The sequence below is a fragment of the Polaromonas sp. genome (assembly GCF_012927415.1).
GTDB lineage: Bacteria > Pseudomonadota > Gammaproteobacteria > Burkholderiales > Burkholderiaceae_C > Polaromonas.
Genome location: NZ_JABBPF010000172.1, coordinates 18,919 through 33,400 on the forward strand (window position 1 = coordinate 18,919; position 14,482 = coordinate 33,400).

Annotated in this window: 12 protein-coding genes; all 12 read left to right on the forward strand. The window is 62.2% G+C overall.

From position 1 onward, the window contains the following. Window positions 1–38: 38 nt before the first annotated feature. Window positions 39–611 carry a potassium-transporting ATPase subunit KdpC gene (kdpC, locus tag HHJ19_RS14525; protein WP_296908577.1) on the forward strand — a complete coding sequence of 191 codons (573 nt, stop codon included), beginning with the start codon at window positions 39–41 and terminating at the stop codon, window positions 609–611. Between the two features lie 453 nt (window positions 612–1,064). Beyond that, window positions 1,065–1,412: a hypothetical protein gene (locus tag HHJ19_RS14530; RefSeq protein ID WP_296908579.1), complete on the forward strand. Its 348-nt coding sequence runs from the start codon at window positions 1,065–1,067 to the stop codon at window positions 1,410–1,412. Next, on the forward strand, window positions 1,402–2,388 hold the full coding sequence (locus HHJ19_RS14535; RefSeq protein ID WP_296908581.1) for a TorF family putative porin: 987 nt from the start codon (window positions 1,402–1,404) through the stop codon (window positions 2,386–2,388). Before HHJ19_RS14530 ends, HHJ19_RS14535 begins: the two co-directional genes overlap by 11 nt. A 144-nt stretch (window positions 2,389–2,532) precedes the next feature. Continuing rightward, window positions 2,533–5,232, forward strand: coding sequence for a DUF4118 domain-containing protein (locus HHJ19_RS14540; protein WP_296908583.1), 2,700 nt, complete (start codon window positions 2,533–2,535; stop codon window positions 5,230–5,232). A gap of 9 nt (window positions 5,233–5,241) precedes the next feature. After that, window positions 5,242–5,940 carry a two-component system response regulator KdpE gene (kdpE, locus tag HHJ19_RS14545; RefSeq protein WP_296908585.1) on the forward strand — a complete coding sequence of 233 codons (699 nt, stop codon included), beginning with the start codon at window positions 5,242–5,244 and terminating at the stop codon, window positions 5,938–5,940. 83 nt (window positions 5,941–6,023) lie between these two features. After that, a complete protein-coding gene (locus tag HHJ19_RS14550) occupies window positions 6,024–6,872 on the forward strand; it encodes a pseudouridine synthase (RefSeq protein WP_296908587.1) in 849 nt (282 codons plus the stop codon). 105 nt (window positions 6,873–6,977) lie between these two features. Beyond that, a complete protein-coding gene (locus HHJ19_RS14555) occupies window positions 6,978–8,327 on the forward strand; it encodes an alpha/beta hydrolase (protein ID WP_296908589.1) in 1,350 nt (449 codons plus the stop codon). A 483-nt stretch (window positions 8,328–8,810) separates the two neighbouring features. Continuing rightward, window positions 8,811–9,338, forward strand: a complete 528-nt coding sequence (locus tag HHJ19_RS14560; protein WP_296908591.1) for a spore coat protein U domain-containing protein — start codon at window positions 8,811–8,813, stop codon at window positions 9,336–9,338. Window positions 9,339–9,348: 10 nt separating this feature from the next. After that, on the forward strand, window positions 9,349–10,086 hold the full coding sequence (locus tag HHJ19_RS14565; RefSeq protein ID WP_296908593.1) for a molecular chaperone: 738 nt from the start codon (window positions 9,349–9,351) through the stop codon (window positions 10,084–10,086). Then, the gene (locus tag HHJ19_RS14570) at window positions 10,037–12,442 is read left to right on the forward strand and encodes a fimbria/pilus outer membrane usher protein (protein ID WP_296908594.1); all 2,406 of its coding nucleotides are present in this window, start codon (window positions 10,037–10,039) and stop codon (window positions 12,440–12,442) included. The genes HHJ19_RS14565 and HHJ19_RS14570 overlap by 50 nt, the downstream gene beginning before the upstream one ends. Continuing rightward, on the forward strand, window positions 12,439–13,443 hold the full coding sequence (locus tag HHJ19_RS14575) for a spore coat U domain-containing protein (RefSeq protein ID WP_296908595.1): 1,005 nt from the start codon (window positions 12,439–12,441) through the stop codon (window positions 13,441–13,443). Before HHJ19_RS14570 ends, HHJ19_RS14575 begins: the two co-directional genes overlap by 4 nt. Window positions 13,444–13,775: 332 nt before the next feature. Then, window positions 13,776–14,482, forward strand: a 707-nt coding sequence (locus tag HHJ19_RS14580; RefSeq protein WP_296908596.1) for an ATP-binding protein, incomplete at its 3' end; no start/stop codon positions are given.

A 14,482-nucleotide genomic window follows, 5' to 3' on the forward strand; every position in this document is an offset into this window, starting at 1 on the left:
CGACAAGACTCAGACAACAAGCTTCATAAGGATCTCCCATGAAAAACATTCTTCGTCCCGCACTCGTTCTGTTCTTCGTGCTCACGCTGCTGACTGGCGTAGCGTATCCGCTGGTGGTGACCGGGGCCGCGCAACTTCTCTTTCCAAATCAGGCCGGCGGCAGCCTGATACTGCAGGGCGGCAAGCCCGTGGGTTCAGACCTCATTGGGCAGAATTTCAGCGACCCTAAAAACTTCTGGGGCCGCCCTTCGGCCACTGGCCCCATGCCATACAACGCCTCTGCCTCCAGCGGCTCCAACCTAGGGCCACTCAATCCCGCACTGACCGATGCGGTCAAAAGTCGGGTGGAAGCGCTCAAGGCGGTAGATCCGGGCAACACGGCAAAGGTACCGGTTGACCTCGTGACCGCGTCGGCAAGTGGGCTTGATCCGCACATCAGCCCCGCCGCCGCCCGCTATCAGGTCGCGCGTGTTGCCAAAGCCAGAGGCATTCCCGCCGATAAGGTGCAGAGCCTGGTTGAGCGGCAGACCGAAACTCCGTTGTTCGGCTTTCTGGGTGAGCCACGCGTCAATGTCCTGCGACTGAACCTGGCATTGCAGGCTACTCGCTGAAATGCGCGCGAATGACCTGTGCCGGGCATGCATTGGCGCGGCAGGGTAAACGCCTGGCTGGACAAAGGCATCGCTCGCAGCGGGCCAAGTTGGCGGATCCGGCTGGACGAGCAGCGCAGCCACGCTTGACCCTAATTAACTTCGAAGCAGTACCGATACGCGTGCCGGCTTTTACGACTTCTGCAAGCGAACGCCCTGCGGGCTCCTGACACCCGACGGTTGATACGCCATGGCTGGCACCGGCCTGTCAATTTCCGGGCTGAGTTCTTGCTGCACAGGCTTGCCTTGCGCCGGTTAGCCCAAGAAAAAATACAGCTGCCGATCCGGCGGTCTGCAGCGTTAATTTACGGTTTTTTAATCAATAGCCAACCAGTTTAAGTACCGTTTTTCTACCCACACATTCAGAATTTGCAGATCGATCGTTCTGCTAAAAATTGTAGACAAAAGGACATCATGGCTTACGCTGCTTATCGTGAATCGTTTGGTGCGAACAGTTCCTGTTGGCTGCCTGAAGAACGTCGGTTACGGCTAGCCCGGAAGCCGGTGGTGCTGGACGTCACCGTCCCGAGCCGGGACGCGTTTCGGGTGCGCCGCTTGCTGGCCGGCTTTCCAGATACCGGCGTTGTGCGTTGCGTGCCAAGGCCGCGCGATAGCCTGGTGCGTCTGGAGATACGGTTGCCGGCTGATCGGGTGGCCGATGTCATGCATCTGCTCATGACCGCCCTTTCGAGCGGCGAGATGGGCTCGCTGAACTCGTGGCAGCGTCACCTGACCACCCATGGGATGACCCATGGATTCTGATCTTGTGCGCTCCGCAGGCGCGTTGGCGGCTTTGCGCTGCCGCCAGGCTTCGCAGGGTTCATTGTGTGGCGCGCGATATCGCCGGCAGGCGCAACGACAAGGATTGAGTCCTTACCGCATCAGCCGTCTGGACATCGCCGGCAGGCGGTTGCACGCCAGCTTCAACTATTTCGCAAACCAAGGAAATCGAAGGAGCCCGAAAAAACACCTGTTGCCTTTTGCCGCCTGCCTTCTGTGCGTTGCGGGCGCCGCACGGGCGCAAACAGTCGACACGCCTGCCGCCGAACCCGCTTCGCCCCATACCCTGACCGGCAATGTGGCTGCGGTTTCCGACTACCGCTTCCGTGGCGTCTCGCAAACTTACCGCCATCCAGCCATACAGGGCGGCTTCGATTACACCCATGACAGCGGTTTTTACCTGGGCAACTGGAATTCCAGCGTCTCGGCCAACTCTTTCAACAATGGTGCAAGTCTGGAAGTTGATTTGTATGGCGGCTTCCGCTTTCCGGTAGCCAAAAACCTGAGCGGCGATGTTGGCGTGATTCGCTATCTGTATCCGGGCGCCAGGCTCAACAGTGCGCTGGCGACGCCGACCGGCAACAAGTACGACAACACCGAGGTCTACTTCGGACTCACGCAAGGCGCCTTCAACGCCAGGCTTTCGTATGCGGTTAGCGATTACTTTGGCCTGAACGGCAGCACTGCAGGCTATGCTTATTTCAACGCCTTGCCAAACCGCGGGAATTCCAAGGGGACGATGTACCTGGACCTTAACTACAACGTTGATTTGGGCAACCAGGTCACCTTGGGTTTGCATGCCGGGTACACCAGCGTTCGCCGTTACAGCGAGCTTTCCTACACGGACTACAAAATTTCCGTGGGCAAGGAATTTGCCGGCTTGAACCTCAACCTGGCATGGGTCGGCGCCAACGCCGACAGCGGGTTCTACCAGGCGGCCGACCCCCGGGCGGGCTGAACCCGAAAAAACTGGCGAAAACAGCGCTTGTGGTTTCAGTCGGCAAAACCTTCTGACGCAAAATCAAAGTCATGAAAGCGGCACCTGCCAGTTGCGACAGTGTTACGCTTTCGCAGGCATTTTTGACTCCAACAACTTCTCCTGATGGCGCATAACCCCGATTTCCGGCCTGACCCCGACCAGCTGCTCGATCAACTCAGGGAGCATGAAGCGCGATCAAGCCGTGGCAAGCTACGCATTTATTTTGGCGCCAGCGCGGGCGTCGGCAAAACCTACGCCATGCTCAGTGCCGCCCAGCGGGAGCTGAAAGCCGGGCATGATATTCTGGTCGGAGTGATCGAAACACACGGACGCAGCGAAACGGCCGAACTTCTGGCCGGGCTTGAGCAATTGCCGCTGCGCGAGGTGCCTTACCGCGGCCGGACCCTGCAGGAGTTCGATCTGGACGCGGCGCTGGCGCGCAGGCCGGCCGTGCTGCTGGTCGACGAGCTGGCGCACAGCAACGTAAACGGCTCGCGCCACCCCAAGCGCTGGCAGGACGTACAGGAATTGCTGGAGGCCGGCATCGACGTCTGGTCGGCGATCAATGTCCAGCACCTGGAAAGCCTCAATGGCACGGTCGGTGCCATCACCGGCATCCGGATCAACGAGACCGTGCCCGACACGGTACTGGATGCGGCCGACGAGATCATTCTGGTCGATGTCACGCCGGACGAGCTGACGGCGCGGCTCAAGGCCGGCAAGGTCTACCTGCCGCAACAGGCCGAGCGAGCGGCACAAAACTTTTTCCGCAAGGGCAACCTGATTGCGCTGCGCGAGATTGCCTTGCGGCGCACCGCCGAGCATGTCGAAGACGATGTGCGCAGCTACCGGGTCCAGAAATCCATCGCCCCGGTGTGGAACACCGAAGGCGCGTTGCTGGTCTGCATCGGGCCGCGCGAAGGCGCCGAGCAGGCCGTTCGCACGGCGGCCCGGCTGGCCGGCCAGCTCAATGTGCGCTGGCATGCGGTCTATGTGGAAACTCCGCGCCTGCAGCGGCTCAAGGTGATTGAACGGGACCGGATTCTGGCGGTCATCAAGCTGGCCGAAGAACTGGGCGCTGCAACGGCTGTGCTGGCAGGCGGCGATGTGGCCGCCGAACTGGTGACGCAGGCGCAAGTGCTCAACTGCGCCACGCTGGTGGTGGGCCGGCCCGTGTTGCCGGGCTGGTCTGCATTGTGGAGCGGGCGCACCATGACGCGCCGGCTGGCCATGCTGGCCCCCACGCTGGACATTGTGGAGGTGGGCCATGCCGAAAGTGCCCGGCGGCTGGTTCGGGCCGTCCAGCGCCCCGATGAAGAAGCCGCCACCGCCTGGCAAGAAAGCTTGCCGCGTTATGCCTGGGCTGTTGCCGGCAGCGTGGCCGTTACGGTGCTTGCGACGCCGCTGGTGAATTTTTTCGACCTGGCCAACATCGTGATGCTGTTTTTGCTGGGCACGGTGCTGGTGGCGCTGAAGCTGGGGCGTGGTCCGGCGGCGCTGGCGGCTTTCCTCAATGTCGCAGCCGTTGACGTCTTTTTTGTGGCGCCGCGCCTGTCGTTCGCGGTCAGCGATGTGCAGTATCTGGTGACCTTTGCCGTCATGCTGGTGGTGGGGCTGCTGACGGGCCAGCTGACGGCGGGCCTGCGGTTTCAGGCGCGCATTTCTTCCAGCCGGGAGCGCCGCGCGCAGTCGCTGTTCGAGCTGACGCGCGAACTGTCGGCCGCCTTGCTGCATTCGCAAGTGGCCGAACTGGGCGAAGCGGCGGTGCAGCGCAATTTCGGCGGGCAGGCGCTGGTCTTGATGACCGATGCCAGGGACCAGCTGGTGCTGCCTGACCACGCGCCTCCGGGCTTCGATGCGAACGTGGCCGACTGGGCGTTTCGCAATACCCAGCCAGCCGGCCTGGCGACCTCCACTCTGTCCGCCCAGTCGTGGCATTACGTGCCGCTGAAAGCGCCCATGCGGGTGCGCGGCGTGCTGGCGCTGCAGCCGGCGCAGCCGCGCTGGCTGCTGATCCCCGAACAGCTGCAGCAGCTCGATACGCTGGCGCGGCAAATCGCCATCGCGCTGGAGCGCGTGCACTATGTGGACATTGCCCAGCAGGCGGTGGTGGAAATGGAGTCGGAGCGGCTGCGCAACACGCTGCTGGCGGCCATCTCGCACGATGTCCGCACTCCGCTGACAGCACTGATCGGGCTGGCCGAGTCGTTGCAGCGCTCGTTGCCGCCGCTAGGCCGCCAACAGGCCGGGATGGTCCAGGCAATGACCCAACAGGCGCGCCAGCTCAATGCCCTGGTGACCAATCTTCTGGACATGGCACGGTTGCAGAACGGCGGAGTTAGCCTGCACAGCGAGTGGCAGTCGGTCGAAGAGGTGGTTGGTTCGGCGATTCGGGCCGCGCAACCAGCGCTGGAGGGGCAGGCGCTCAGGACCGAGATGCCGCCGGATTTGCCGCTGGTCGAGTTCGACGCCGTCCTGATGGAGCGGGTGCTGGTGAATCTGCTGGAAAACGCCGCCAAGTACGGCGCGCCACCTCTTGAGGTCAACGCCCGCGTGACACCGGACAGTCTGGTGCTGACGGTGCGCGACCACGGGCCGGGGTTGCCGCCGGCCATGCGGGGCCGCGAGGCCGAGCTGTTCGAGAAATTTACCCGCGGCCAATCCGAGTCCGCCACGCCCGGCGTGGGGCTGGGGCTCGCCATCTGCAAAGCCATCGTGGACGCGCACCGGGGGCAGATTGTGGCTGGCAACGCCCAGGACGGGGGGGCGGAATTTACCCTGACCCTGCCGCGCCGCGCCCCACCGGTTCCGGCGCTTGACTAAACACCGCCTATGCCTAATCCCGTTGTCGTAGTGGTGGAAGACGAGCCGCAGATCCGCCGCTTTGTGCGCAGCGCGCTGGAGAGCGAGGGCTGGCAGGTGTTCGAGGCCGACACAGCGCAGCGCGGCTTGAGCGAAGCCGGCACCCGCAAGCCCGATTTGCTGGTGCTCGACCTGGGCTTGCCTGATCGCGACGGCCTGGAGCTGATCCGCGACGTGCGTGGCTGGTCGGCCGTGCCTATCATTGTGCTGTCAGCGCGGGCCGACGAGGCCGACAAGATTGCCGCGCTGGACGCCGGCGCCGACGACTACCTGACCAAGCCTTTTGGCATCGGTGAACTGCTGGCCCGGGTGCGCGCCAATCTGCGCCGGCCGCGCGTCGCCAACCCTGACGGCAGCGTTGAGGAGCCGCTGTTCAGTTTTGGCGATGTGGTGGTGGACCGGCAGGCGCGGCTGGTGCGGCGCGGCGGGGTCGAGGTTCATCTGACGCCGCTTGAGTACCGGTTGCTCACGGTGCTGGTCAGCAACGCTGGCCGCGTGCTGACACACCGCCAGCTGCTGCGCGAGGTGTGGGGGCCATCGCATGCCGGGCAGAGCCACTACCTGCGCATTTACATGGGCCATTTGCGGCAAAAGCTGGAGGCCGACCCTGCGCAGCCCAAACACTTGCTGACGGAAACAGCGGTGGGCTACCGGCTGCTGTTATCCTGAAGGTCCGGTTTTCCGGAATTTCATGCCAAATCAGCCTGTTGTCCAGGTTTTACGGCTGCTGACAGCTATAAAATAGATAGCAAATGCAAGAATCCCCCAAACCCAAAGCAGTGACTCCGCCCGCCAGCAGGGCAGTACGCATTCCCAAGCCTGCCCCGTCTCTTCCAGGCTCGCCGGTGCCAACCGTGCGGCTGAACAAGCGCATGGCCGACCTGGGCCTGTGTTCGCGCCGCGAGGGCGACGACTGGATCGCCCGTGGCTGGGTCCGCGTCAACGGCGTTCCCGCTGTCATGGGCCAGCCGGTGGCACTGGATGCGCGCATAGAAGTGGCGCGCGAGGCCGAGCAGCAGCAGCGCCAGCAGGTCACCATCCTGATCAACAAGCCGGTCGGCTATGTCAGCGGCCAGGCCGAAGACGGCCACCAGCCCGCCGTGGTGCTGGTGCAGCCGCAAAACCGCTGGAGCGAATGCAACAGCCGCATGCGCTGGGGCCATGAGCAACTGCGCGGCCTGGCGCCGGCCGGCCGCCTCGACATCGACTCGATCGGCCTGCTGGTGCTGACGCAGGACGGCCGCGTCGCGCGTCAGCTGATCGGCGAAGGTTCTGACATTGAAAAAGAGTACCTGGTGCGCGTCAGCTACGGCGCTGAAGCGCTCAACGTGCAAGCCGTTTTCCCGCGTGAAAAACTCGCCCTGCTGTGCCACGGACTGAGCCTGGACGGGCAGGCGCTGCGGCCAGCGCAGGTGAGCTGGCAAAACCCCGAGCAGCTGCGGTTTGTGCTCAGGGAGGGCAAAAAACGCCAGATCCGGCGCATGTGCGAGCAGGTCGGGCTGTTTGTGACCGGGCTCAAGCGGGTGAGGATAGGCCGCGTCAACCTGGGCCATTTGCCGATTGGCCAGTGGCGCTATCTGGCGCCGCACGAGCAGTTCTGACCGGTTTTTTCAATAAAACCGGCTCTCGTCCAATGAGTACGGTCACAGTTAGCTATTAAATAAATAGCAAACATCGCGCTGGCCAAACACCTGCACAATCGGCGCATGAGCACACTTTCTCCTGACGGCGAGGCCCCGCCCCGTTTCTCCAGCCTGCCCGCCTGGCTGCATGTTTCCGACATCCAGGGACTGGCGCAACTCGCCACGCAGGCCGCGCTGGGCGTCACAGGGCTGGCCGAAAACGTCCAGGGCAATGTCTACAAGGCGGTGGCGGCGTTGCTGGGGCCGTTCGGGGCCAGGTTTGTCGACCACGCGCCAGGGGGCAGCGGTGTTAGGTCCGCCGGAATCACCGGGCTGGTCTACGGCGGCGTCAAGGGCATCACCCGGCTGGCCGGCGGGACCGTTAACGCCGTGCTGTCGGGGGTGGTGCCGCTGGTCGGCGAGCAGCGCTCTTCACGCCGGCGCGAAGCCATGCTGGCGGCCCTCAACGGTGTGCTGGGCGACCATTTGCAGGCAACGGCCAACCCGCTGGCGATCAGCATGAGCCTGCGCCACCAGGGCGAGTCCCTGCCGCTGGAAAAAGCCGCCCTGGCGCAGCGCCTGCCTGCCGCAACCAGCAAGGTGCTGGTGCTGATTCATGGCCTGTGCATGAACGACCTGCAATGGCGCACCCACGCCGCTGCAGGCGCGCCCCGGCAGGAGCACGATCACGGCCTGCAACTGGCCGATGCCCTCGGCTATACCCCCGTTTATCTGCACTACAACACCGGTCTGCATACCTCCAGTAATGGCCAGCAACTGGCCGCACTGCTGGAGCAACTGTTGCAGGCCTGGCCGCAGCCGGTGCAGGAGTTGACGCTGCTGGGTCACAGCATGGGCGGCCTGGTGGCGCGCAGCGCGTGCCAGCAGGGCGCCCAAACCGGCTGCGCCTGGCCTGCACAGCTCAAACGGCTGATTTTTCTGGGTACGCCACACCACGGTGCGCCGCTCGAGCGCGTGGGCCACTGGGTCGATGCCATGCTGGAAAAACAGGCCGTTACCAGGCCCTTCGCCAAAATCGGCCAGATACGCAGCGCCGGCATTACCGATTTGCGCCATGGCAATTTGCTGGAGGCCGACTGGCTGGATGCCGGCCGCTTTGAAAGCGCGCGAGATTCCCGGCAAATCCTGCCGCTGCCCGCCAGCGTGGCCTGTTACGCCGTGGCCGCCACCACCGTAACGCACGATAGCGGGCCACTGGCGCCGGTCAGGCGGGCCCTGAGCCACAAGATGATCGGCGACGGGCTGGTGCCGCTCGAAAGCGCATTGGGCCAGCACGAAAAGCCGGAGCGCTGCCTGGCGTTTGCACCCGAAAACCAATGGATTGCCCATGGCATGGGCCATCTGGAGTTGTTGAGCCGGCCGGAAGTGACGCGGCAGCTGGTGGACTGGCTGCGGCGCCCGCTGGCCGCCTGATTCTGGTTTCGGGCTTACGCATGCCGGCGTGCGGGGGGCGCCGGTACAGGCCTAGTTTGTCCCGCGCTCTCATCCCCTTTTTGCCGCAAGCTTCTCTGCCGAAAGATAAAGGATGGGTTTGTGCTTGGTCAAGCTACAGGGTCTTCATGGATTTAACCTGGTGCCGCCTGGGGATAACCCTTAAAAAACCGAAGCACCTTGAAATTATTGGTTGCAATTGACGCATATGGAACCACTCAAAGCCTTGAATTTCCACAATTAGATACAAGTTCTGCGGCGCCTTAGATTGGTCGAACTTGATGCGCTAACTGGTTGAATTCGTGAATTATTTCATTGTTTGTCGATTGAGGCTGGTTGTTGCCGTAAAAGATTTCGCTTACGATAAGTGACGTTTGAAGTGATTCCAGTGAATGTGGTGTTAATTGCTGCAGGCGACATGTAAGTTAGGTAACACGCGGCGAGGCCGCAGAACAGGAAATTGTTGTGAAAAAGAATGTTTTTGCCAAGTTTGCGCTGATTGCTTTGGGAACTTGCGCTGTTGCAGCTTCTGCCGCGACAAGCACTGCAACCTTTCAGGTGCTCATGAAAGTCCAGAGTTCGTGCGCGGTGACGGCTGGGTTAGCTTCCAACATCGATCTGGGCCCCCAGTTGTCGACTGCGACCGCCCTGACTGGTAGTAGCACTATCAGCGTGACCTGCTCCAAGAAGACGCCGTACTTCATCGGCTTGGCGCCGTCCAACGCCAACACGCTGGGTCTGGGTTCGATGGCTGCGCTGAATGTAGCGCCGGTCACCGGCAATACCGACGCCGTTCCCTACCAGCTCCGTTCCGCGACGGGCATTGCTGGCGCCATCTGGGGCAATACTGCAACCGCCACGGCCGTTGGTAATGGCGTGAGCGGTACCGGTACCGGTGGGTCGCAATCGATTCCGGTTTATGCCACAGCTGCAAGCGCCAACTTCACGCCCGACAGTTATGCCGACACGGTTACAGTTACCGTGAATTACTGATAATCGTGTCATGACCCGCCGCTTGCGATATTCCCTGATTACCGCATTCTGGCTGGTGTGCGGAATGGCTGCAGCAAGCGGCCTGCAGGTGTCGCCGATCACGCTGACCCTGCCGCCGACGCAAAACGCTGATGGCCTCTGGCTCAGCAACACCGGCGACAACGTGGTGAGCGCGCAGATCCGGGTCTATCGCTGGACGCAGGAGGGTTTCGAGGACAAGCTAACACCTTCGCGCGGCCTGCTGGTCAGTCCGCCGATGTTGCAGTTGCCCGCCGAGGGCCGTCAACTGATCCGGGCGATCCGTGCCGGGGCGCCGCCCAATGGCGCGGGGGCCGTGCAAGAGGCTTATCGCATCATCATCGATGAACTTCCGGTGGACACGCAGGGCAAGAAGGGCTTGCAGTTTGTACTGCGCTATTCGGTGCCGATTTTTGTTCAGCCCGCCGGGGAGCCGCCCATCGCGCCTCAACTGCGCTGGGCTGTGCGCGATGAAGCGGGTACGGCGTTTCTGGAAGTTGCCAACAGTGGCGGCAGCCACGCCCAGTTGGCTGATTTGAGTTTTACCGATACCGCCGGTCGCCGCACCGCAGTGCATGCCGGGCTGCTCGGCTATGTCTTGCCAGGTGCGAAAATGCGCTGGGCTTTGAAGCCCGCCGCAGCGACCTTCACCGCTGGCGGCAGCTGGGAAGCAATGATCAATGGCAATACAGCGCAGCAAAACATCCAGACGGCTGATAGCCCTCGTTGAGGGATTGTTTCTGCTGCATGGTTTGCTGATGTCTGCGGCGCATGCCGTGAGCACGCCGCCGCCAGTCGCTACCTCACCGCTGCTGATCTCTGATGCCGGCGAGAGCCAGCTCGCTGGATCTCGCGGTACTGATCTTTATCTGGACCTAAGCCTCAACGGCATGCTGCGCGGTCTGGTGCCCTTCGGTTTGCGCGATGGCGAGCTGTGGGCCAGTGCGGCTGTTCTGCGCCAACTCGGCTTCGTGCTGCCGGCGGGCAACTTCGATCAGGTGCGTGTGGCCAGCCTGCCGGGTGTGCAGGTGCAATTCGACGCCGGGCGCCAGAGCGTGGCGATTACAGCGCCGCTGGCGCTGCTCAAGCTACCCACCACGGTGATAGGCGAGACCCCTGCCACCGCGCAAGCCGTGAGCACCTCACCCGGCATACTGCTCAACTACGACCTGTATGGAACGCAGGGCAGCGGCAACACTTCAAGCCTGAACGCCTTCACTGAAATTCGCGCTTTCAACGGCAGCGGGGTGCTAAGCAACACTACGCTGATGCAGTCGTCGCGCAGTGAAAGCGCGGGAGTGCAAGGCCATACGGCGCGGCTCGACACCACCTGGAGCCGCTCCTTTCAGGATGAGCTGTTAACGCTGCGTGTGGGCGACACGCTCACCGCCGCGCTGCCCTGGTCGCGCGCCACGCGCATTGGCGGCATTCAGTTGTCGCGCAACTTCGCGCTGCAGCCCTATAAAACCACCGCGCCGCTGCCCGCGTTCATCGGCTCGGCCACCTTGCCGTCCGAAGTGGAGCTGTATGTCAACGGCATGCGGCAGTACCGCGGCCAAGTGCCGGCCGGCCCGTTCCAGCTCAACACCCTTCCCAATATCAACAGCACCGGTCAGGCGCAGGTGGTGCTGACCGATGCCCTGGGCCGCGCTACCACGCTTAATTTTTCGCTTTATGACACGCACCAGTTGCTGGCCAAGGGCTTGTCTGACTGGTCTGTGGACTTGGGCGCGGTGCGTCAGAACTACGGCCTGAGCTCTTTCGACTATGGCCGTGATCCAGTGGCAAGCGGCACTTGGCGCTACGGCGTCAGCGACAGTTTCACGCTGGAGACGCACGGCGAAGCCACACGCGGATTGGCTGCGGCCGGCGCTGGCGGCGCATGGCAGCTCGGGGGCCTCGGGCTTTTGTCGGGCGCGGTAGCCCAAAGCAGCCACGGCGCGGGCAACGGCACGCAGTTCAACCTCGGCTACAGCTGGCAAAACCAGCACCTCAACTTTGGCCTGGACAGCACCCGCACCCGCGGCGATTACCGTGACGTAGCCTCGCTCTATGGCAGTGCTACGCCCACCGGAACCGGTCGCACGCTGGTCGGCTACAGCACCGAAAACCTGGGCAGCTTTGGTGCGACTTACCTTTACTTGCGCTATGCCGGGCAGGATGCCACGCGGTTTGCAAGCGCCTACTGGTTCAAGTCGCTAGGCCGCTCGGCCTCGTTCAATGTCAGCCTGAACCAGAACCTGGCCAAGCCCAGCGAGCGCAACCTGTTCGTCGGCGTGAGCTGGGCGCTGGACGGAGGCACCAGCATCAGCACCGGCCTGCAGCGCGACAACACTCGCACCAGCTACACCGCCGACGCCCAGAATTCGGCGCCCAGCGAGGGCGGCTTTGGTTGGCGCGCGGGCACCCGCGTGGCCGAGGGCCAGAATGGCGGCCAGGCCGAACTCAACTATCTGGGCCGCTATGGCCGAGTGGCCACCGGCGTCAGCATCTTTGGCGACAGTCGCTATGCTTACGTCAACGCCAGCGGTGGGCTGGTGTTCATGGGCGGCCAACCCTTTGCTTCGCGGCGTATCGACAGTGCGTTTGCCGTGGTCTCGACCGATGGCGTGGCCGGCGTGCCGGTGATGCTGGAAAACCGCAAGATTGGCCTGACCGACAGCAAGGGCATGCTGCTGGTTGTGCCGCTCAACGCCTACCAGAACAACCAGCTGGCGATTGACCCGATGCAGCTGCCCGCCAGCCTGCGCCTCACCAGCACCAAGATGATGGCAACGCCGAGTGATCGCGCCGGCACCCTGGTGCGATTCGGTATCACGCCGATACGCGCGGCCTCCATCCTGCTGGTTGATGCCGCCAACCAGCCAATGCCCGTGGGCAGCCTGGTGCGTGTTAACGGGCAGGGGGGCGAACCGGCGTTGGTCGGCTTCGACGGCGTGGTCTACCTGGATACGCTGGACACCCATAATGTGTTGAACGTAGTAACGCCTGACGGCGCTTGTCGCGTAAGTTTTGACTACCTCAAAGACGGCGAGGGCATTCCTGAAATCGGGCCACTGCGCTGTGTTAAGGACACATCTCAATGAAAGTTCTGTCACTGTTACTCGCGCACCTGTGCCCGCTATGGCTGATGCCGGGCACCTCGCACGCCGCCGACCCGGTGGTTTGCAGTGCCTCTATCAGCGGTGGGCTCAACTTTGGCAGCAGCATCGAGCCGCAAATCCCGGGCAATAGCGATGTATCTTCTAGCCTGAGTTACACCTGCACCAACACTACCAACACAGCCTACTGGGTCACCGTGTGCTTCAACATCGCTGACGGGCCGCTTGGCGTCAGCGGCGGTCGCCGGCAAATGAGCGGACCGGGTGGCAATGTCGGCTTCCAACTCTACACGGATGCTGCCCGCACGCTGGTTTGGGGAGCCATCAACAGTAGCAACTTTCCGACGCCGGTTCGCCCTGCCAATTTCCAGATTTCGAAGAACGCAAGTGCGACGGCATCGATTCCCATATACGGGCGACTCTTCGGCGGCCAGGCGAACGCAACGGCCGGCAACTACACCACCAGCTTTGCCTATCCGAATGTCCAGATCACCGGCAGCTTGCAGACTGGCAGCAGCAGCGGTGGCAGCTGCGGCAGTGCTGGCACCGATGCAGCCGGTTTCGCCAGCTTCCCGGTCAGTGCCAGCTACGTCAACAGCTGTACAGTTACAGCCACCGACCTCGACTTTGGAACACAGAATTCTACCGCCGTCAACGTTGGGCCCACCGGCAACGGCTTGGTCAACATCGTATGCTCAAAAGCCGCCCCTTATACCATCGGCCTGAAGCCGAATAGCACCAATTCCACGGTGGGCGCCGGCACGATGACGGGTCTTACATCCGGCAATACTGACAAGGTGCCGTACCAGCTTTACGCCAACGCCGGTCTAACCATCGTATGGGGTGATACACCGGGCAGCAACACCATCCCCGGCACCGGTACCGGTGCGGTGCAGCCAGCCGTCTCAGTCTACGGCAAAGTGCCAAGTGCCAATTTCACCCCTGACAGTTACCAAGACACCGTGACGATCAACGTCAGGTATTAATAGGGTGGTTCTGCATTTCCCGCAGTCCCTCGTCTGTTGAATCAGCCCTCATCTTTGCTTCCTGACTTAAACCATTTCTGGTGTACGTTGCACTGATGTGGCATGCTATTTATTTGTAAATTAATGCCGGACAATCAGGAAACCGCCTCTGGCGTTTTGACAATATCCTTCTCCGGCAAGACCAGCGCGTCGCACCAGGTAGATGCTGCAGATATCTGGGGGCTGGGCTGCTATTGCGCATAATCCGGACTTGATAAATCGCGGCTGCGCCCCTATTTCCGGATGTTCCGCGGTGTTCAAACTTCATTCCCTCCATTTTTCTTCATAATTCAATGAGCAAACAAACCCGTCCCTTCCAGGCCGAAGTCGCCCAGCTCCTCAAGCTGGTTACCCATTCGCTCTATTCCAACCCCGAAATCTTCCTGCGTGAGCTGATCTCGAACGCCTCCGACGCCTGCGACAAGCTGCGCTTCGAGGCGCTGAATGACGCCGGGCTGTATGAAAACGATGCCGAACTCGGGGTGCGCGTCAGCTTCGACCCGGCTGCCAAGACCCTGACCATCACCGACAACGGCATCGGCATGTCGCAGCAAGAAGCCATTGATCACCTGGGCACGATTGCCAAGAGCGGTACCCGCGACTTCATGGCCAAGCTCTCGGGCGACCAGAAAAACGATGCGCAGCTGATCGGCCAGTTTGGCGTCGGCTTTTACTCCGGCTTCATCGTGGCCGACAAGATCACCGTGGAAAGCCGCCGCGCCGGCCTGGCAGCCGCCCATGGCGTGCGCTGGGTCAGCGACGGCACGGGCGAGTTCGACGTCAGCGAGATCGAGCGTGCCGAACGCGGCACCAGCGTCACACTGCACCTCAAGGACGATGCCAGCGACTACCTCAACGCCTGGAAGCTCAAGAGCATCATCAACAAGTATTCCGACCACATCTCGCTGCCCATCCTGATGCCCAAAGAAGAGTGGAAGGACGGCGAAAACGACCAGCCCGGCGAGATGGTGAAAACCGGCGAATGGGAGACCGTCAACCA

Bases quoted from the DNA above. Each gene is read 5' to 3' on its own strand.
- HHJ19_RS14535 (WP_296908581.1), top strand. From the start codon at position 1,402: ATGGATTCTGATCTTGTGCGCTCCGCAGGCGCGTTGGCGGCTTTGCGC.
- HHJ19_RS14565 (WP_296908593.1), top strand. From the start codon at position 9,349: ATGACCCGCCGCTTGCGATATTCCCTGATTACCGCATTCTGGCTGGTG.
- kdpC (WP_296908577.1), top strand. From the start codon at position 39: ATGAAAAACATTCTTCGTCCCGCACTCGTTCTGTTCTTCGTGCTCACG.
- kdpE (WP_296908585.1), top strand. From the start codon at position 5,242: ATGCCTAATCCCGTTGTCGTAGTGGTGGAAGACGAGCCGCAGATCCGC.
- HHJ19_RS14570 (WP_296908594.1), top strand. From the start codon at position 10,037: ATGGCAATACAGCGCAGCAAAACATCCAGACGGCTGATAGCCCTCGTT.
- HHJ19_RS14575 (WP_296908595.1), top strand. From the start codon at position 12,439: ATGAAAGTTCTGTCACTGTTACTCGCGCACCTGTGCCCGCTATGGCTG.
- HHJ19_RS14555 (WP_296908589.1), top strand. From the start codon at position 6,978: ATGAGCACACTTTCTCCTGACGGCGAGGCCCCGCCCCGTTTCTCCAGC.
- HHJ19_RS14530 (WP_296908579.1), top strand. From the start codon at position 1,065: ATGGCTTACGCTGCTTATCGTGAATCGTTTGGTGCGAACAGTTCCTGT.
- HHJ19_RS14540 (WP_296908583.1), top strand. From the start codon at position 2,533: ATGGCGCATAACCCCGATTTCCGGCCTGACCCCGACCAGCTGCTCGAT.
- HHJ19_RS14550 (WP_296908587.1), top strand. From the start codon at position 6,024: ATGCAAGAATCCCCCAAACCCAAAGCAGTGACTCCGCCCGCCAGCAGG.